Source organism: Enterobacter cloacae complex sp. 309I3 (assembly GCF_050031595.1).
GTDB lineage: Bacteria > Pseudomonadota > Gammaproteobacteria > Enterobacterales > Enterobacteriaceae > Enterobacter > Enterobacter cloacae.
Window position 1 is genome coordinate 1,554,702 of sequence record NZ_JBLGWI010000001.1, and the last position, 17,232, is coordinate 1,571,933.

The 17,232-nt window shown below is 55.4% G+C and carries 18 protein-coding genes; 12 read left to right on the forward strand and 6 right to left on the reverse strand.

The features are described 5' to 3' along the window. Nucleotides 1-46: 46 nt before the first annotated feature. Nucleotides 47-634, reverse strand: a complete 588-nt coding sequence (locus ACQG22_RS07280; RefSeq protein WP_102751715.1) for a GIY-YIG nuclease family protein — start codon at nucleotides 632-634, stop codon at nucleotides 47-49. A gap of 346 nt (nucleotides 635-980) precedes the next feature. Then, nucleotides 981-2,666 carry an aspartate:alanine antiporter gene (locus ACQG22_RS07285; protein WP_014169303.1) on the reverse strand — a complete coding sequence of 562 codons (1,686 nt, stop codon included), beginning with the start codon at nucleotides 2,664-2,666 and terminating at the stop codon, nucleotides 981-983. A gap of 270 nt (nucleotides 2,667-2,936) precedes the next feature. On the opposite strand from ACQG22_RS07285, the gene ACQG22_RS07290 reads away from it, so the two are divergent. After that, nucleotides 2,937-3,320 (forward strand): inner membrane protein YbjM, encoded by a 384-nt coding sequence (locus ACQG22_RS07290; protein ID WP_013097375.1) that lies wholly within the window; start codon nucleotides 2,937-2,939, stop codon nucleotides 3,318-3,320. A gap of 346 nt (nucleotides 3,321-3,666) precedes the next feature. On the opposite strand, the gene ACQG22_RS07295 is transcribed toward ACQG22_RS07290, so the two are convergent. Beyond that, nucleotides 3,667-3,936 carry a GrxA family glutaredoxin gene (locus ACQG22_RS07295; protein ID WP_006809455.1) on the reverse strand — a complete coding sequence of 90 codons (270 nt, stop codon included), beginning with the start codon at nucleotides 3,934-3,936 and terminating at the stop codon, nucleotides 3,667-3,669. A 184-nt stretch (nucleotides 3,937-4,120) separates the two neighbouring features. Here ACQG22_RS07295 and nfsA point away from each other — a divergent pair, with 184 nt between their 5' ends. The 11 genes from nfsA (at nucleotide 4,121) to ACQG22_RS07350 (ending at nucleotide 14,869) form a co-directional block, all read left to right on the forward strand. Continuing rightward, nucleotides 4,121-4,843, forward strand: a complete 723-nt coding sequence (gene nfsA, locus ACQG22_RS07300; RefSeq protein ID WP_020689894.1) for a nitroreductase NfsA — start codon at nucleotides 4,121-4,123, stop codon at nucleotides 4,841-4,843. Nucleotides 4,844-4,894: 51 nt separating this feature from the next. After that, nucleotides 4,895-5,797 carry a 30S ribosomal protein S6--L-glutamate ligase gene (rimK, locus tag ACQG22_RS07305; RefSeq protein ID WP_094915675.1) on the forward strand — a complete coding sequence of 301 codons (903 nt, stop codon included), beginning with the start codon at nucleotides 4,895-4,897 and terminating at the stop codon, nucleotides 5,795-5,797. 63 nt (nucleotides 5,798-5,860) lie between these two features. Further along, nucleotides 5,861-6,337, forward strand: coding sequence for a YbjN domain-containing protein (locus ACQG22_RS07310; RefSeq protein WP_003858385.1), 477 nt, complete (start codon nucleotides 5,861-5,863; stop codon nucleotides 6,335-6,337). Between the two features lie 351 nt (nucleotides 6,338-6,688). Next, on the forward strand, nucleotides 6,689-7,801 hold the full coding sequence (gene potF, locus ACQG22_RS07315) for a spermidine/putrescine ABC transporter substrate-binding protein PotF (protein WP_013097372.1): 1,113 nt from the start codon (nucleotides 6,689-6,691) through the stop codon (nucleotides 7,799-7,801). Between the two features lie 143 nt (nucleotides 7,802-7,944). Beyond that, a complete protein-coding gene (gene potG / locus ACQG22_RS07320) occupies nucleotides 7,945-9,078 on the forward strand; it encodes a putrescine ABC transporter ATP-binding subunit PotG (RefSeq protein ID WP_013097371.1) in 1,134 nt (377 codons plus the stop codon). Between the two features lie 10 nt (nucleotides 9,079-9,088). Then, nucleotides 9,089-10,042, forward strand: coding sequence for a putrescine ABC transporter permease PotH (potH, locus tag ACQG22_RS07325; RefSeq protein ID WP_020689896.1), 954 nt, complete (start codon nucleotides 9,089-9,091; stop codon nucleotides 10,040-10,042). After that, the gene (gene potI / locus ACQG22_RS07330) at nucleotides 10,039-10,884 is read left to right on the forward strand and encodes a putrescine ABC transporter permease PotI (RefSeq protein WP_013097369.1); all 846 of its coding nucleotides are present in this window, start codon (nucleotides 10,039-10,041) and stop codon (nucleotides 10,882-10,884) included. Before potH ends, potI begins: the two co-directional genes overlap by 4 nt. Before the next feature lie 65 nt (nucleotides 10,885-10,949). Further along, nucleotides 10,950-11,423 (forward strand): YbjO family protein, encoded by a 474-nt coding sequence (locus tag ACQG22_RS07335; protein WP_020689898.1) that lies wholly within the window; start codon nucleotides 10,950-10,952, stop codon nucleotides 11,421-11,423. Between the two features lie 40 nt (nucleotides 11,424-11,463). After that, nucleotides 11,464-12,603: a 23S rRNA (uracil(747)-C(5))-methyltransferase RlmC gene (gene rlmC, locus ACQG22_RS07340; RefSeq protein WP_058660317.1), complete on the forward strand. Its 1,140-nt coding sequence runs from the start codon at nucleotides 11,464-11,466 to the stop codon at nucleotides 12,601-12,603. A 105-nt stretch (nucleotides 12,604-12,708) separates the two neighbouring features. After that, entirely contained in the window at nucleotides 12,709-13,416 is a 708-nt protein-coding gene (locus ACQG22_RS07345; RefSeq protein WP_029883196.1) for a response regulator transcription factor, read from the forward strand. Further along, on the forward strand, nucleotides 13,400-14,869 hold the full coding sequence (locus tag ACQG22_RS07350) for a sensor histidine kinase (RefSeq protein WP_047024171.1): 1,470 nt from the start codon (nucleotides 13,400-13,402) through the stop codon (nucleotides 14,867-14,869). Before ACQG22_RS07345 ends, ACQG22_RS07350 begins: the two co-directional genes overlap by 17 nt. 86 nt (nucleotides 14,870-14,955) lie before the next feature. Here ACQG22_RS07350 and artJ read toward each other — a convergent pair whose 3' ends face one another. The 3 genes from artJ to artQ all read right to left on the reverse strand — a co-directional run bounded on the left by artJ (nucleotide 14,956) and on the right by artQ (nucleotide 17,227). Next, nucleotides 14,956-15,687: an arginine ABC transporter substrate-binding protein ArtJ gene (artJ, locus tag ACQG22_RS07355; RefSeq protein WP_013097364.1), complete on the reverse strand. Its 732-nt coding sequence runs from the start codon at nucleotides 15,685-15,687 to the stop codon at nucleotides 14,956-14,958. A 155-nt stretch (nucleotides 15,688-15,842) separates the two neighbouring features. Further along, complete coding sequence (artM, locus tag ACQG22_RS07360; protein WP_013097363.1) at nucleotides 15,843-16,511, reverse strand: arginine ABC transporter permease ArtM; 669 nt, start codon at nucleotides 16,509-16,511, stop codon at nucleotides 15,843-15,845. Beyond that, complete coding sequence (gene artQ, locus ACQG22_RS07365; RefSeq protein WP_013097362.1) at nucleotides 16,511-17,227, reverse strand: arginine ABC transporter permease ArtQ; 717 nt, start codon at nucleotides 17,225-17,227, stop codon at nucleotides 16,511-16,513. Before artQ ends, artM begins: the two co-directional genes overlap by 1 nt. Nucleotides 17,228-17,232: the final 5 nt, after the last annotated feature.

Consider the following 17,232-nt stretch of genomic DNA (forward strand, 5'->3'; position numbering starts at 1 on the left):
AATACAGGCCTGCTGGCGCAGTGTTACAGCAACAGTCACTGTACTGCTAATCTCCTTTTAAACCCCTTTCATCAGCAATCTCCATCAATCTTGCCTCGGCAGCAGCCAGCCTCCGCATTTCCGAAAGCGTAATTTTAAATTCATGAGCATTCCCCTGAATGTTTAATGGAAGGGGAATAGATGCGATCAGTTTATCCTCAATCTCCCAGGGCGCTTCGACAGGTATCCAGTGAACCCTGGCATTCTTTTCCATCCAGACATCAAGCCACTGCTCGCCAGGATGAGTAAATGTCATTCTGGATCCAGATCCCACACGGCGCAGCGGAAAGCCACTTGAACTACTCAATAACACACCCAGCGTGCGCCTGAGCGTTGAGCCAGCGGCATTGCCGCTATAGTGCGTGTTGATGCGTTTCCTTAAGTTCGAACGGCTGTTAGGTTTCCCTCGCTGGTCGGGTGAGATACCTACATACAACAGCGTGTAGCCGTCAGAGGTAACGCACCCCTCTGTCGGTACACCTGGAGGAATTTCCTTAAACCACCAGAAGTAGATGCCATTTACTGGCGGAACTGGTGATGGTTTGCTCATCACTTCCGTTCTGCTGTAGATTCTCTCGGGATAAAAAACGAACATGCGGCTTTCCTTGCTGATCTTTTTACTGATTTTATTCTTTTGCTGGCAGGGGGCGATGATTTTTCATGAGGAAGGGACAAAAAAATTAAATGGGATGCTGATTTTGATCAGACGGATTTTTCGAAATCTTCTGATATCAGAAAACGTGATTGTAAGTAGCTGATTTTAAGAGTCATAGAATTTCAGGCAACAAAAAACCCATCAACCTTGAACCAAAACGGCGGGGTTGATGGGCTCCACAAATTGGGGACATCAAAGAAAAGCAGTGGCACTAGTTATGACTGCCCCCTGATAAAAAAGTTCTGCGCGTAACGAAATTTTTTTCAACCACGCGCAAACTTAGGAGTTATCCGAGTCCAGGCCAGATGATGATGATCAGCGTACCTGCCAGCGTAAGCAGTACGTTCGCGATAGCGTAGGTGCCCGCATAGCCCAGCGCCGGGATGTTGCTGCGAGCGGTATCGCTGATGATTTCCATGGCTGGCGCACAGGTACGCGCACCCATCATTGCCCCGAAGAGCAGGGCGCGGTTCATGCGCAGCACGTAGGCGCCGAACAGGAAACAGATCACCACCGGCACCAGGCTGACGATAAGTCCGGAAACCAACATTTGCCAGCCGACTGCGCCCAGGCTGTGGCCAATGCCGCTACCGGCGCTTAAGCCGACACCCGCCATAAAGACCATCAGACCGAACTCTTTCACCATGTTCAGTGCGCCCTGCGGAATGTAGCCGAAGGTTGGATGGTTCGCTCGCAGGAAGCCCAGCATGATACCGGCAAACAGCAGCCCGGCAGCGTTACCGATGCCAAAGCTAAAGTTGCTGAACTGGAAAGTGATCATCCCAATCATCAGGCCAACAATAAAGAAGGCGCAGAAGGCCAGCAGGTCGGTGACCTGGCTGTGAATGGAGATAAAGCCGATGCGGTCGGCGACGGTTTTCACGCGGCGTGCGTCGCCGCTGACCTGCAATACGTCACCTTTATTCAGGACGACATTATCGTCGATAGGCATCTCAATCTGGCTGCGGATCACGCGGTTCAGGAAGCATCCGTGGTCGGTCAGTTTCAGTTGCGCCAGACGACGGCCGACGGCGTTGTGGTTTTTCACCACAATCTCTTCGGTGACGATACGCATGTCGAGCAGGTCGCGGTCGAATACCTCTTTACCGTTACGGAAGCTTGGGTCCAGCCGCGCGTGGGCATCCGGGTAACCCACCAGCGCGATGTCGTCGCCCATCTGCAGTACCGCATCGCCGTCCGGGTTCGCCAGAATGCCGTTACGGCGGATACGTTCGATATAGCAACCTGTCTGGCGGTAAATCCCCAGTTCGCGCAGATTTTTACCGTCCGCCCAGGCGACCAGCTCAGGTCCGACGCGGTAGGCGCGGATCACCGGAAGATAAACTTTTCGTTTGGAGTCCGTGTCCAGACCACGCTCGCGGGCGATTTGCTGGGCGCTGGTCTGCAGATCCTGATGCTGCAGTTTCGGCAGGTAGCGCGCGCCCACAATCAGGCTCACCAGACCAATGAGATAGGTCAGGGCATAGCCCAGGCTCAGGTGATCGAGTGCGGTAGAAAGCTGTGCCCCGGCCATACCGGAATGGCGCAGGGTATCGCCTGCACCCACCAGAACCGGCGTCGAGGTCATGGAGCCTGCCAGCATACCGGCCGTTAACCCGATATCCCAGCCAAACAGTTTACCCAGCCCTAACGCGATCAGCAGCGCACTGCCGACCATCACCAGCGCCAGCATCAGATAATTTTTGCCGTCGCGGAAGAAAATGGAAAAAAAGTTAGGACCCGCTTCCACACCAACACAAAAAATAAACAGCATAAAACCTAAGTTAAGCGCGTCTGTGTTAATGCTGAAATGCTGCTGACCTAATAATAAGGAGACGACTAAAACGCCAATGGAATTACCAAGTTGTACTGAGCCCAGGCGCAATTTACCCAGGCAAAGGCCCAGCGCCAGTACCACAAATAATAACAGGATGTAATTCCCATTTAACAAGTCTGCGACGTTTATATTCACGGAGGCTAACTTCTTGTTTACCAGTAAGTTGTTGAATGAAAGGACATTTTGGGCTACTGTTTTCAGTGTCAGGGAATACTTCTACACTCCCTGCGGCCAAAAAAATTCCCTAAGACAATAGCAGCTGGATAGTTTAATCGCATTAGCTACCAACGGCTACTCATTATCGCATAACCGTATGCGGGTTTTGGCAAGGATTGCCGCATAACTTTATCCGATCGGGTGTCCACGCGACGAAACTTTATTTGATAGAGAAGTCAGGAGGATAATTTGAACATTAAAGGAAAATGGGCAGGGGCGATAAGCTGTTTCTTACTGTTCACCGTTGTCTGTATGTCATTAGCGTTTAATGTTAAGGGGGCATTCAGAGCCTCCGGGCATCCGGAACTGGGACTGCTCTTTTTCATTCTGCCTGGCGTGGCCGCGAGTTTTCTCTCGCGTGAAGGCGAGGTTGTTAAGCCGCTGTTAGGGGCAATGCTGGCGGCACCGCTGTGCCTTGTGCTGATGCGGTTGCTTTTCGTGTCCACGCGAAGCCTCTGGCAGGAGCTGGCCTGGCTGCTGAGCGGCGTATTCTGGTGCGCGCTCGGTGCGCTATTTTTCCTGTTTCTTCGCACTCTGATACGGCATCAACGGTTACATAATAAAAAAGAATGAGAACGCCGTTGCCGCAGATATTGTCGTCAAATACGGTACTGTGTACGGATTGCCCGGTATTCCAGTCCATACCTACCTTTTCCAGTCGTGACTGACAGCATCCCGCGTAGTGCGCCCAATGCCCTTAAGCCGTCTTTCTTGCCGGGTGGCGCTGCGCTTACCCGGCCTACAATCGGCATTAATATCAATGAATTGCATTATTTATCGTAGGGCAAAACGCTAGACGCGCGCTGGATTAACAGGCTAATCCATGCATCATATGGTTCAATTCTAATGGGTGAAGTGAAAAAGCAATGACTGGCAAATAGATAAAACCCCACGTCAGGGCGCGGGGTTTGCTTAGTGATTACTGAGCGGCAAACAGACCCAAATGTTCTTTAGCGTAAGCTTCAAAATCGGTGCAGCCGCCAATGTGTTTCTGATCGAGGAAGATCTGCGGTACGGTTTCAACCGGTTTACCCACGGTTTTTTCCAGATCGGCTTTGGTGATGCCTTCTGCGTGGATATCCACATAGCGGAAGTTAAAGTCATCACGCTCTTCAGTCAGTTTTTCAGCCAGCTCTTTTGCGCGCACACAGTAAGGGCATCCTGGACGACCAAAAATTACTGCAAACATTTCTCTCTCCTCAAAAAACAAGCCTGACGGCGAATGACACGTATAGTGCACGATAACCTGCCGTCATTAAAGTAGGTTTCGCCTGTCGCTTTAATACCCTTGAGCTATGTTTCGCCAATTACATGCCGCGCATCATTGCCTATACTGGCTGCCACACGTATTAAGCAAGACAAAGAGAGAGACAATGACGCCAACAATTGACCTGCTCCGTTCCCACCGTTCTATCCGCCACTTCACCGATGAGCCCATTACCGAGGCGCAGCGTGAGGCCATCATCGACAGCGCCAGAGCCACCTCGAGCTCCAGCTTTCTGCAGTGCAGTTCGATTATTCGCATTACCGACAAGGCCATGCGCGAGCAGCTGGTGACGCTCACGGGCGGGCAGAAGCATGTAGCCCAGGCCGCCGAGTTCTGGGTATTCTGCGCTGACTTTAACCGTCACCTGCAAATTTGCCCTGAAGCCGAGCTGGGGCTGGCAGAACAGCTGCTGCTGGGTGTGGTCGATACCGCGCTGATGGCGCAAAACGCCTTTACGGCGGCGGAATCGCTGGGATTAGGCGGCGTGTATATCGGCGGGCTGCGTAACAATATTGAAAGCGTAACCGAACTGCTGAAGCTGCCGAAGCACGTCCTGCCCCTGTTCGGTCTCTGCCTCGGCTGGCCGGCTGACAACCCGGATCTCAAGCCGCGCCTGCCTGCGGCGATGCTGGTCCATGAAAACCACTACCAGCCGGTCGACAACGACGTGCTGGCGCAGTATGACGAGGAGCTGGCGCACTACTACATGACGCGCGGCAGCAATAACCGCCGCGATACCTGGAGCGACCACATCCGCCGTACCATCATTAAAGAAAATCGCCCGTTTATTCTCGATTATCTGCATAAACAGGGCTGGGCGACGCGCTAGTCCATTCGGTATGATACGCAGGCTTTTCCCATGTCTTTAGAGAGGTGCAGGGTGAAAATTGCCATTTTGTCCCGGGATGGAACGCTCTATTCATGCAAACGCCTGCGAGAAGCGGCGGCAAAACGCGGACATCAGATTGAGATCCTCGATCCGATGTCCTGCTATATGAACATTGACCCTGCTGCTTCCTCGATCCATTACATAGGCCGCAAGCTACCGCATTTTGATGCGGTGATCCCCCGCATCGGCTCGCAGATCACCTATTACGGTACGGCCGCGCTGCGCCAGTTTGAAATGCTGGGCAGCTATCCTCTCAACGAATCTGTCGCCATTTCCCGTGCCCGGGATAAGCTGCGCTCGCTGCAGCTGCTCGCCCGCCAGGGTATCGATCTTCCGGTCACCGGCATCGCTCACTCCCCGGACGACACCAGCGATCTGATCGACATGGTGGGCGGCGCGCCGCTGGTCATAAAGCTGGTGGAAGGCACACAGGGTATTGGCGTGGTGCTGGCAGAGACGCGACAGGCGGCAGAGAGCGTGATTGACGCCTTCCGCGGCCTGAATGCGCACATTCTGGTGCAGGAGTACATTGAAGAGGCCAAAGGGCGCGATATCCGCTGTTTCGTGGTGGGCAATGAGGTGGTGGCGGCCATTGAGCGTCAGGCGAAAGAGGGCGATTTTCGCTCCAACCTCCACCGGGGCGGCGTTGCGCGGGTTGCTGATATCAGCGAGCGCGAGCGGGAGATTGCCGTGAAAGCGGCGCAAACGCTGGGGCTGGACGTGGCAGGCGTAGACCTTCTGCGGGCGACGCGCGGGCCGCTGGTAATGGAAGTGAATGCCTCGCCCGGGCTGGAAGGGGTAGAAAAAACCACCGGTGTCGATATTGCAGGTAAAATGATTGCATGGATTGAGCGTCATGCCACGCCGGGCTACTGTCTTAAAACGGGTGGTTAAATGGATTACCGCGCACTTTTTGAGTACCCTATGCGAAGTTTTTACTAAAGAGGCTCCACCGCGATGGATTTACAGGTCGTTCCAACACTGGATACGTTACGTCAATGGCTTGATGATGCCGGTATCACCTTCTTTGAATGTGATTCCTGCCAGGCGCTGCATCTGCCTCACATGCAGAATTTCGACGGCATTTTTGATGCCAAAATCGATCTCATTAACGACGTGATCCTCTTCTCTGCGCTGGCAGAAGTTAAGCCGTCTGCGCTGCTGGCGCTGGCCTCTGACCTCTCTGCGATCAACGCCAGTTCTTTGACGGTGAAAGCATTCCTCGATATACAGGATGATAATCTGCCAAAACTGGTCGTTTGCCAGTCTTTGTTCTCCGGCGCGGGGCTCTCCTTCAAGCAGTTCGCCTGGTTTATGCGTTTGAGTGAAGAGCAAATTTCGATGGTAATGATGGAAGCCAATGCACACCATCTGCTGTACAGCGCGGAAGACGATGCAGAGAATAATGATGCATCTCCCAATTTTCTTCACTAAGCCTGTCTGACTTTTGCGCAGTCGCTGCCAGAGCGGCTGCATAACGCCATTTATTCTGCTGCTTTTAACCTTTCTTTAAAGAATTTTTCACCTCCTCAAAGGCCATTTCGGCTTATCACGTAGACATAACCTGCATAAAAAATTGATAAAAGGCGTTTTTTCGTCTGGGCTATAGCCGGAGACACGGGCTACAGTTATTCTTGCGATGCTTAAAAAAGCGAGCGGATCCTGCCGGGTAAAGAGGTTTCTTTTTATTTTGAGCAGAGCGACAAACTATGCATGATTTTTGCATATATCCAGATTGCACAGTTTTAGTTCGTTTGTTAACGAGCTTTCAGAAGGAATAACACTATGATCGCCTTGAATAAAAAATGGTTATCGGGTCTGGTTGCGGGTGCTCTGATGGCCGTCTCTGCCGGCACGCTCGCTGCGGAACAAAAAACGCTGCATGTTTATAACTGGTCTGACTATATTGCTCCGGACACGGTGGCTAATTTTGAAAAAGAGACCGGCATTAAAGTGGTCTACGACGTGTTTGATTCCAACGAAGTGCTGGAAGGCAAACTGATGGCAGGCAGCACCGGTTTTGACCTGGTGGTACCGTCCGCAAGTTTCCTGGAGCGTCAGCTGACCGCAGGCGTTTTCCAGCCGCTGGACAAGAGCAAGTTACCAAACTGGAAAAACCTCGACCCGGAAGTGCTGAAGCTGGTCTCTAAGCATGACCCGGAGAACAAATACGCCATGCCGTATCTGTGGGCGACCACCGGTATTGGCTACAATGTGGATAAAGTCAAAGCGGCGCTGGGCCCGGACGTCAAGCTGGACAGCTGGGACGTGGTGCTGAAGCCGGAGAACCTCGCGAAGCTGAAAAGCTGCGGCGTCTCCTTCCTGGATGCCCCGGAAGAGATTTTCGCCACCGTGCTGAACTATCTTGGCAAAGATCCGAACAGCAACAAGGCGGATGACTACACCGGCCCGGCGACCGATCTGCTGCTGAAGCTGCGTCCGAATATCCGTTACTTCCACTCTTCACAGTATATTAACGACCTGGCTAACGGCGATATCTGCGTGGCAATTGGCTGGGCAGGGGACGTCTGGCAGGCGGCTAACCGTGCGAAAGAGGCGAAAAACGGCGTGAATGTCTCCTACTTCATTCCGAAAGAGGGGGCGCTGGCCTTCTTTGATGTCTTCGCCATGCCTGCCGATGCGAAAAACAAAGATGAAGCGTATCAGTTCCTTAACTACCTGATGCGTCCGGAAGTGATTGCCCATATCAGCGACCATGTCTACTACGCCAACGGTAACAAGGCCTCCTTGCCACTGATTAGCGAAGAGATCCGTAATAATCCGGCTATCTATCCGCCAGCGGATGTGTTTGCCAAGCTCTTCACCCTGAAAGTTCAGGATCCAAAAATTGACCGCGTACGTACCCGTGCGTGGACCAAGGTGAAAAGCGGGAAATAACGGCGTTTGGTAACGTTGCCCGGTGGCGCTATCGCTTACCGGGCCGACACAACCCGTAGGCCGGGCAAGCGTTCGCGCCGCCCGGCGATGCGCACCCTGACGGTGCGTTTGCACCAGTTTTGATCTATGCCGGAGAACACCCCGTGAATGACGCGATCCCCCGCCCGCAGGCGAAAGTCCGTAAAGCGCTGACCCCGCTACTTGAAATTCGTAACCTCACCAAATCTTTCGATGGCCAGCATGCCGTGGACGACGTCAGCCTGACTATCTACAAAGGCGAAATATTTGCCCTTCTCGGGGCGTCTGGTTGCGGTAAATCAACCTTGCTGCGCATGCTGGCCGGGTTTGAACAACCTACCGCCGGGCAGATTGTGCTGGATGGCGTGGATCTCTCCAGCGTACCGCCGTATCAGCGTCCGATTAACATGATGTTCCAGTCTTACGCACTGTTCCCGCATATGACGGTGGAGCAGAACATCGCGTTTGGCCTGAAGCAGGACAAGCTGCCAAAAGCCGAAATCACCGCGCGTGTGGCGGAGATGCTGAGTCTGGTGCACATGCAGGAGTTCGCGAAGCGTAAACCGCACCAGCTTTCTGGTGGTCAGCGTCAGCGCGTGGCACTGGCCCGAAGCCTGGCGAAACGCCCGAAACTGCTGCTGCTTGATGAGCCGATGGGTGCTCTGGATAAAAAACTGCGCGACCGTATGCAGCTCGAAGTGGTGGATATCCTCGAACGCGTAGGCGTGACCTGCGTGATGGTCACCCACGACCAGGAAGAGGCCATGACCATGGCCGGGCGTATCGCGATCATGAACCGCGGTAAGTTCGTACAGATTGGCGAGCCGGAAGAGATTTATGAACACCCGACTACCCGCTACAGCGCGGAGTTCATCGGCTCGGTGAATGTTTTTGAAGGGCTGCTGAAAGCGCGTGAAGAAGACGGGCTGATCATCGAATCGCCGGGGCTGCAGCATCCGCTGAAGGTCGACCCGGATAACTCCGTGGTAGACAACGTGCCGGTCTATATCGCCCTGCGACCGGAGAAAATCATGCTCTGTGAAGATCCTCCGGCCGATGGCTTTAACTTTGCCGTGGGCGAAGTGGTGCACATTGCCTATCTGGGCGATCTCTCTATCTACCACGTCCGTCTGAAGAGCGGGCAGATGCTCAGCGCCCAGTTGCAAAACGAACATCGCTACCGTAAAGGACTGCCGACCTGGGGCGACGAAGTGCGTCTGTGCTGGGATGCGGACAGTTGTGTCGTGCTGACGGTATAAGGAGCGGCCAATGAGTACACTTGAACCGCCAGCCCGCGTCGAAAAACCGGGCGGCTTTGCGCACTGGCTGGCGCGCATGCAGATGAACCACGGCCGCAAGCTGGTGATTGCCATGCCTTACGTGTGGCTGATCCTGCTGTTCATGCTGCCGTTCCTGATCGTTTTCAAGATAAGCCTGGCGGAAATGGCGCGGGCGATCCCGCCCTACACCAATCTGCTGGACTGGGCAGACGGACAGCTGACGCTGACGCTTAACCTTGGCAACTTCCTGCAGCTGACGGAAGATCCGCTTTATGTCGAAGCCTACCTGCAGTCGCTGCAGGTGGCGGCCATCTCCACGCTCTGCTGTCTGCTGATGGGCTACCCGCTGGCATGGGCGGTGGCGCACAGTAAGCCCTCGACGCGCAACATTCTGCTGCTGCTGGTGATTCTGCCGTCGTGGACCTCGTTCCTGATCCGCGTCTACGCGTGGATGGGGATCCTGAAAAATAACGGGGTGCTGAATAACTTCCTGATGTGGTTAGGGGTTATCGATCAGCCGCTGACTATTCTGCACACCAATCTCGCGGTCTATATCGGGATTGTATATGCCTACCTGCCGTTTATGGTGCTGCCGATCTATACGGCGCTGACGCGTATCGACTACTCGCTGGTGGAAGCCTCGCTGGATCTGGGCGCCCGTCCGCTGAAGACTTTCTTCAGCGTGATTGTGCCGCTGACCAAAGGCGGGATTATCGCCGGGTCGATGCTGGTGTTCATTCCGGCGGTTGGGGAGTTTGTGATCCCGGAACTGCTCGGCGGCCCGGACAGCATCATGATTGGCCGCGTGTTGTGGCAGGAGTTCTTCAATAACCGCGACTGGCCGGTAGCCTCCGCGGTGGCGATCGTGATGTTGCTGCTGCTGATCGTGCCGATCATGTGGTTCCACAAGCATCAGCAGAAACAGATGGGAGACCACGGATGAACAACTTACCGGTAGTGCGCTCTCCGTGGCGAATTGCGATCCTGGTGATCGGCTTTACCTTCCTGTATGCGCCGATGCTGATGCTGGTGATCTACTCGTTCAACAGCTCCAAACTGGTCACCGTATGGGCTGGCTGGTCGACGCGCTGGTACAGCGAACTGTTTCACGACGATGCGATGATGAGCGCGGTGGGGCTGAGCCTGACCATCGCGGCGCTGGCGGCCACAATGGCCTGCGTGCTGGGCACGATTGCCGCGCTGGTGATGGTGCGCTTCGGGCGTTTTCGCGGCTCGAACGGCTTTGCCTTTATGATCACCGCGCCGCTGGTGATGCCGGACGTGATCACAGGCCTATCGCTGCTGCTGCTGTTTGTGGCGCTGGCGCATGCCATTGGCTGGCCTGCGGATCGCGGCATGCTCACCATCTGGCTGGCGCATGTGACCTTCTGTACCGCGTACGTGGCGGTGGTCATCTCCTCGCGTCTGCGCGAGCTGGATCGCTCCATTGAAGAGGCGGCGATGGATCTCGGTGCCACGCCGGTGAAGGTCTTTTTCATCATCACGCTGCCGATGATTATGCCTGCGGTGATCTCCGGCTGGCTGCTGGCCTTTACCCTGTCGCTCGACGATCTGGTGATCGCCAGCTTTGTTTCCGGGCCAGGGGCGACGACGCTGCCAATGCTGGTCTTCTCCAGCGTGCGCATGGGGGTGAACCCGGAGATCAACGCCCTGGCGTCGATTATCCTCGGCGTGGTCGGAATTGTCGGATTTATCGCCTGGTATTTGATGGCGCGCGCGGAAAAGCAGCGCGTGCGCGATATCCAGCGTGCAAGACGCGGCTGAAGGAATTATTATTTCCAGTGATGTGCCGCGCATGACGCGGCACTGTTTTTCAGGGAAGTAAAACATTGGGATTATTAAAAAAATCACGTCTTACGCACGCTCGTCCAAACGTACCTGCGCTGGTGCAGGTGGCGGCGCTCGCTATTATTATGATCCGCTGTCTTGATGTACTGATGATCCTCAACACCCTGGGGGCGCGCGGCATCGGTGAGTTCATTCACCGCAGCGTGCAAACCTGGAACCTCACGCTGGTATTCCTCAGCAGCCTTGTGCTGGTGTTTATCGAAATCTACTGCGCGTTTTCGCTGGTTAAAGGGCGCAACTGGGCGCGCTGGGTCTATCTGCTGACGCAGGTGACCGCCGCCAGCTATCTGTGGGCCGCCTCGCTGGGCTATGGCTATCCGGAGCTGTTCAGCATTGCCGGTGGATCCAAACGTGAGATCTTCCATGCGCTGGTCATGCAGAAATTACCCGATATGCTGGTGCTCCTGCTGCTCTTTGCTCCAGCTTCAAGCCGGCGGTTCTTCCGCCTGCAATAATGTGTATAATCGCAGCCCTCGTTATTCTTAAGGTTTTCCTATGCAGTGCGCACTCTATGACGCCGGACGCTGCCGCTCCTGTCAGTGGATAGAACAGCCGGTCTCTCAACAACTCACCGCCAAAATGGCCGACCTGCAACAGCTGCTGGCTGAACATGCGGTGGGCGAGTGGTGCGCCCCCGTCAGCGGCCCGGAGCAGGGTTTTCGTAATAAAGCCAAAATGGTGGTCAGCGGCAGCGTAGAAAAACCGCTGCTGGGCATGCTGCATCGCGACGGCACGCCGGAAGATCTCACCGGCTGCCCGCTTTATCCTGCCTCGTTTGAGCCGGTCTTCGCGGCACTCAAACCGTTTATTGCCCGCGCGGGGTTAACGCCTTATAACGTCGCCCGTAAGCGCGGCGAGCTGAAATATCTCCTCCTGACCGAGAGCCAGATGGACGGCGGTATGATGCTGCGTTTCGTGCTGCGCTCGCAAGCCAAGCTGGAACAACTGCGCGCGGCGCTGCCGTGGCTGCAGGTGCAGCTTCCGCAGCTGAAGGTCATTACCGCCAATATTCAGCCGGTGCATATGGCGATTATGGAGGGGGAGACGGAGATCTTCTTCACCGGGCAGCATGCGCTGGCGGAAACGTTCAACAACGTGCCGCTGTGGATCCGCCCGCAAAGTTTCTTCCAGACCAACCCGACGGTGGCGAGTGCGTTATATGCCACCGCCCGCGACTGGGTGAGGGCGTTAAACATCCATCATATGTGGGATCTGTTCTGCGGTGTCGGGGGCTTTGGTCTGCACTGCGCCACGCCTGAGATGCAGCTGACCGGGATTGAGATCGCCGCCGAAGCGATTGCCTGCGCGAAACAGTCTGCCGCTGAGCTCGGATTAACCAATCTGCACTTCCAGGCGCTGGACTCCACGCAGTTCGCGACCGGCCAGGGCAACGTACCGGAGCTGGTGCTGGTCAACCCGCCGCGCCGGGGCATTGGCAAGGCGCTGTGCGATTATCTGAGCCAGATGGCGCCGGATTACATTATTTATTCCAGCTGCAACGCCCGTACCATGGCGACAGATATCGCTCACCTGCCGGGCTACCGCATTGAACGCGTTCAGCTTTTCGATATGTTCCCGCATACCGCGCATTATGAAGTGTTGACGTTGTTAACCCGCATCCCGGGTAAGGCGTAGCCGCCACCCGGCATGACATCCGCAAAATCTTCAACAAAATGTGAACTCTTCAACCCTGCGAAATCAGGTAAGCTTACGTCATAAGAGATGAAATAAGGCTTACCCATGAAGCAGATCCTGCTGGTGGAAGATGACCACGATATCGCGGCACTTCTGCGACTCAATTTAGAAGATGAAGGCTACATCATCACCCACGAGCCCGACGGCGGCAACGCGTTACAGTGTCTTGAAAAACAGCCGTGGGACGCGGTGATCCTCGATCTCATGCTCCCCAACGTCGACGGCCTGGAGATTTGCCGTCGTATTCGCCAGATGACCCGCTACCTGCCGGTGATCATTATTAGCGCCCGCAGCAGCGAAACCGATCGGATCACCGGCCTGGAAACCGGCGCGGATGATTATCTGGCAAAACCGTTCTCGGTGCAGGAGCTGATTGCGCGCATTAAGGCGCTGTTCCGCCGCCAGCAGGCGATGGGGCAGGCGCAGAGTGCCGGGAATATTCAGGCGCATGGCCTGACGATCGACCCGCTGGCCCGCAGCGTGCTGCTTCACGGCCAGATAGTGGATCTCACCCCGCGCGAGTTTGAGCTGCTGTACTTCTTTGCCCGCCATCCTGGCGAGGTCTTCTCGCGTCTGGCGCTGCTGGAGCAGGTGTGGGGCTATCAGCACGAAGGTTACGAGCATACCGTTAACACCCATATCAACCGCCTGCGCATCAAGATTGAAAAAGACGCTGCCGAGCCGGAGATCATTCGCACCGTCTGGGGCAAAGGTTATAAATTTGCGGAGCCGCACCATGATGCGCCGCTTTAGCCTGAGCCAGCGCCTGACGCTGCTGTTCATTTTATTGATGATGCTCTGTGCCGCCGTCGCCTGCGCCGTCCAGCTCTACAGCAGCATGCAGTATGGTAACGCCATGGTTCAGCGTCTCTCTGGCGGCCTGGCGCAACAGATCGTGCAGCGCGAACCAATTCTGAACGCCCAGGGCAGGGTCGACCGTACCGCGCTGAAACCGCTCTTTGACAGGCTGATGACCTTCAACCCGAGCGTGGAACTGTACGTCGTCTCCCCGGATGGCGATATTCTGGCCGATGCCGCCCCGCCTGGCCATATTCAGCGACAAAGCATCAATCTCGCGCCGGTACAGGAGTTCCTCAGCGGTGCGGCCATGCCGGTTTTTGGCGACGATCCGCGTAGCCAGAACAAGAAAGTGTTCAGCGCGACGCCGTTACGTCAGGACGGCGAGCTTAAAGGCTATCTGTATATTATTTTACAGGGCGAGGAGTCGAACGCGCTGGCGGACATGGCCTGGCACAAGGCGCTGTGGAGTACGGTGCTCTGGTCAATGCTGTGGGTGGCGCTGTTTGGCCTGCTGGCGGGCTTACTGATCTGGTACTGGGTCACGCGTCCGGTTAAACGGCTGACGCGTGAAGTGGCCGGGCTGGAGCATGACAGCATGAGCGCGATACGCGCGCTGGCGGTCCAACAGCCGGATGTGGCAGCAAAAGATGAAGTGGCGCTCCTGCGTAACAATTTTATCGAGCTGGCACGCAAAATCACCCACCAGTGGGATCAACTGGCCGACAGCGACCGCCAGCGCCGGGAGTTTATCGCCAATATTTCCCACGACTTACGCACGCCGCTGACCTCGCTGCTGGGCTATCTGGAAACGCTGTCGCTGAAATCCGCCACCCTTACGCCGCAGGAGCATCAGCAATACCTCGCCACGGCGTTGCGTCAGGGGCAAAAGGTGCGTCATCTGTCACAGCAGTTGTTTGAGCTTGCGCGTCTTGAGCACGGCGGCATCAAGCCCCAGCGCGAGCGTTTTGCGATGGGAGAGCTTATTTCCGACGTGGCGCAAAAGTTTGAGCTCACGGCGCGCACGCGCGAGCTTCAGCTCCAGATAGACGTTCCCGGGCCGCTGCCGCTGGTGTATGCCGATGTCTCGATGATAGAGCGCGTGGTGACCAATCTGCTGGATAACGCCATCCGCCATACCCCCACCGGCGGCAAGATCCGTCTCGCCGTATGGCAGGAGAATGAAAAGCTACAGGTTGAGGTGGCCGATTCAGGAACCGGTGTGGATGCCGCGCTGCGCGACGATCTGTTCCAGCGGCCTTCAGCGTTGAATCCGCAAGCATCGCGGGAGAATCGCGGTGGGTTAGGGCTGTTGATTGTCAAACGGATGCTGGAACTACACGGGGGAGGGATCAGGCTGATGGAGTCGGTGAGCGGGGCGCGATTCAGGTTCTTCGTGCCGTTGTGAGAGAGTGCCGGGTGGCGCTGCGCTTACCCGGCCTACAACTCCCCCCGTAGGCCGGGTAAGGCGAAGCCGTCACCCGGCAAAAAAAGTTACTGCGGGAACCACTGATCGCTGATTTTCTGATACGTACCGTCAGCTTTAATCGCCTTCAGCGCGCCGTTCAGTTTTGCCAGCAACGCTTTGTTATCCGGACGCACCGCAATGCCCAGACCCGTGCCGAAGTACTGCGGATCGGTCACTTTTTCGGTTGCCGTACCGAGCTGCGGGTTGGTTTTCAGCCATTCGTTGACGACCGCGGTGTCACCAAATACGCCATCAATACGGCCGTTTTTCAGGTCGATAATCGCGTTCTGGTAGCTGTCATAGGCCACGGTTTTCACTTCAGGATGCTTGTCCTGGAGGTATTTCTGGTGCGTGGTGCCGTTTTCCATCCCGATGCGTTTGCCTTTCAGCTCATCAAAGGATTTATAAGCCCCTTTCTTCGCAATGACCACCGCCGAGTTGGCGTAGTACGGGTCGGTGAAGGCCACCTGCTTGCTACGCTCTGGCGTGATGTCCATACCGGAGATCACCGCGTCGTATTTTTTAAATTTCAGGGACGGGATCAGGCTGTCAAAGGCATGGTTGGTAAAGGTGCAGTCGGCCTGCATCTGTTTGCACAGCGCTTTCGCCAGATCGATATCAAAACCCACGATCTGGTTGCTGGCATCCAGCGATTCAAATGGTGGATACGTGGCAGAAACGCCGAAATTGATTTTATCGGCAGCCGTTGCGCCTGCGGCAAACGTTGCCAGTAATGCGGCCAGAACTAACTTTTTCATTGTAATACTCCCGTCTGTAGGTCTTATGAAGGTACAATGCCATTTAATGAATTTATATTCAATATAAATGATTAAATATTTATAGTGAAATAAAAAAAAGCGGATAACCCATCAGGTTACCCGCTTTATCAATACCGTTTTATGCATTTAAGTGATTAATTTCTGCGCTCAAATGCCAGCGCTTTACGCTCGATCAGGCGCATCATCAGCGTCAACAGTCCGTTAACCACCAGATACACCACGCCTGCCGCGCCAAACACCATCACATCGTAGGTGCGTCCATAGAGCAGTTGCCCGTGGCCCATCACTTCCATCAGGGTAATGGTGTAGGCCAGCGAGGTACTCTTGAACACCAGCACCACTTCGTTGGAGTAAGAGGAGAGGGCACGCTTAAAGGCGTACGGCAGCAAAATGGCCAGCGTATCTTTTTTGCTCATACCGAGCGCGCCGCAGGACTGCCATTGTCCTTCCGGAATGGCGCGGATCGCTCCGTAGAACAGCTGAGTGGTGTAGGCGGCGCTGTTCAGTGAAAGGGCGATCAGGGCACACAGCCACGGCTCAGAGAGCAGATGCCAGATAACCGGATACTCCTGCAGCGACGGGAACTGGCCCGGGCCGTAGTAAATCAGGAAGATCTGCACCAGCAGCGGCGTACCGGTAAAGAGGGTGATATAGCCGCGCACAATCCACACCAGCACCGGCGTTTTCAGCGTCAGGATGATGGTAAAGATCAGCGCCAGGATCAGCGCCACGATGATGGACGCCACGGTCAACGTCAGGCTGGTGTGCAGCCCTTTCATCAGCTCGGGTAAATAGTCCAGCATCAGCCTGGTCTCCGTTCAAAGCGCGTCGCACGCAGGTCAATACGCTTAAGGATGTACTGACTCAGCAACGTGATCACCAGGTAGATAGCCGCCGCCACAATGTACCAGGTAAACGGCTCCTGGGTGCGGGTAGCGATGCTTTTGGTCTGCAGCATTAAATCGTTAACGCTTATCAGGCTCACCAGCGCCGTATCTTTCAGCAGCACCAGCCACTGGTTCCCTAAACCCGGCAGGGCATGACGCCACATCTGCGGCATCACCAGGCGGAAGAAGATCGCCGCTTTCGACATTCCCAGCGCCTGGCCAGACTCCCATTGTCCTTGCGGTACCGCTTTCAGCGCACCGCGCAGGGTTTGCGACGCGTACGCAGAATAGAGCAGGGAAAGGGCAATGACGCCACAGAGGAACGGGCTGACGTCGAAGTTTTCAATCTGCATCTGCACCGGGATCTGCACGACGCCAAGATTGAGGGTAAAGCCGTCCGACAGCGTCAGCAGCAGCTGTGAGGAACCGAAATAGATAAACAGGACCACCAGAATCTCCGGTAGCCCACGCAGCACGGTGACCAGCGCGGAGCCAGTCCAGGCGACAGGGAACCACTTTGCAGATTCCCATACGGCAAAGAACATCGCCAGCACCAGGCCGATAATCAGTGCGCAAACGGCAAGGCCGACGGTCATCCCGGCGGCGCTTGCTAAAGGAAGAATTTCATTCATCAGGA

What these genes read in the sequence shown, in the direction of transcription:
- ACQG22_RS07280 (WP_102751715.1), bottom strand. Translation starts at nt 634, where the DNA reads ATGTTCGTTTTTTATCCCGAGAGAATCTACAGCAGAACGGAAGTGATG.
- ACQG22_RS07295 (WP_006809455.1), bottom strand. Translation starts at nt 3,936, where the DNA reads ATGTTTGCAGTAATTTTTGGTCGTCCAGGATGCCCTTACTGTGTGCGC.
- nfsA (WP_020689894.1), top strand. Translation starts at nt 4,121, where the DNA reads ATGACGCCAACAATTGACCTGCTCCGTTCCCACCGTTCTATCCGCCAC.
- ACQG22_RS07310 (WP_003858385.1), top strand. Translation starts at nt 5,861, where the DNA reads ATGGATTTACAGGTCGTTCCAACACTGGATACGTTACGTCAATGGCTT.
- potF (WP_013097372.1), top strand. Translation starts at nt 6,689, where the DNA reads ATGATCGCCTTGAATAAAAAATGGTTATCGGGTCTGGTTGCGGGTGCT.
- potH (WP_020689896.1), top strand. Translation starts at nt 9,089, where the DNA reads ATGAGTACACTTGAACCGCCAGCCCGCGTCGAAAAACCGGGCGGCTTT.
- potI (WP_013097369.1), top strand. Translation starts at nt 10,039, where the DNA reads ATGAACAACTTACCGGTAGTGCGCTCTCCGTGGCGAATTGCGATCCTG.
- rlmC (WP_058660317.1), top strand. Translation starts at nt 11,464, where the DNA reads ATGCAGTGCGCACTCTATGACGCCGGACGCTGCCGCTCCTGTCAGTGG.
- ACQG22_RS07345 (WP_029883196.1), top strand. Translation starts at nt 12,709, where the DNA reads ATGAAGCAGATCCTGCTGGTGGAAGATGACCACGATATCGCGGCACTT.
- ACQG22_RS07350 (WP_047024171.1), top strand. Translation starts at nt 13,400, where the DNA reads ATGATGCGCCGCTTTAGCCTGAGCCAGCGCCTGACGCTGCTGTTCATT.
- artJ (WP_013097364.1), bottom strand. Translation starts at nt 15,687, where the DNA reads ATGAAAAAGTTAGTTCTGGCCGCATTACTGGCAACGTTTGCCGCAGGC.
- artM (WP_013097363.1), bottom strand. Translation starts at nt 16,511, where the DNA reads ATGCTGGACTATTTACCCGAGCTGATGAAAGGGCTGCACACCAGCCTG.
- artQ (WP_013097362.1), bottom strand. Translation starts at nt 17,227, where the DNA reads ATGAATGAAATTCTTCCTTTAGCAAGCGCCGCCGGGATGACCGTCGGC.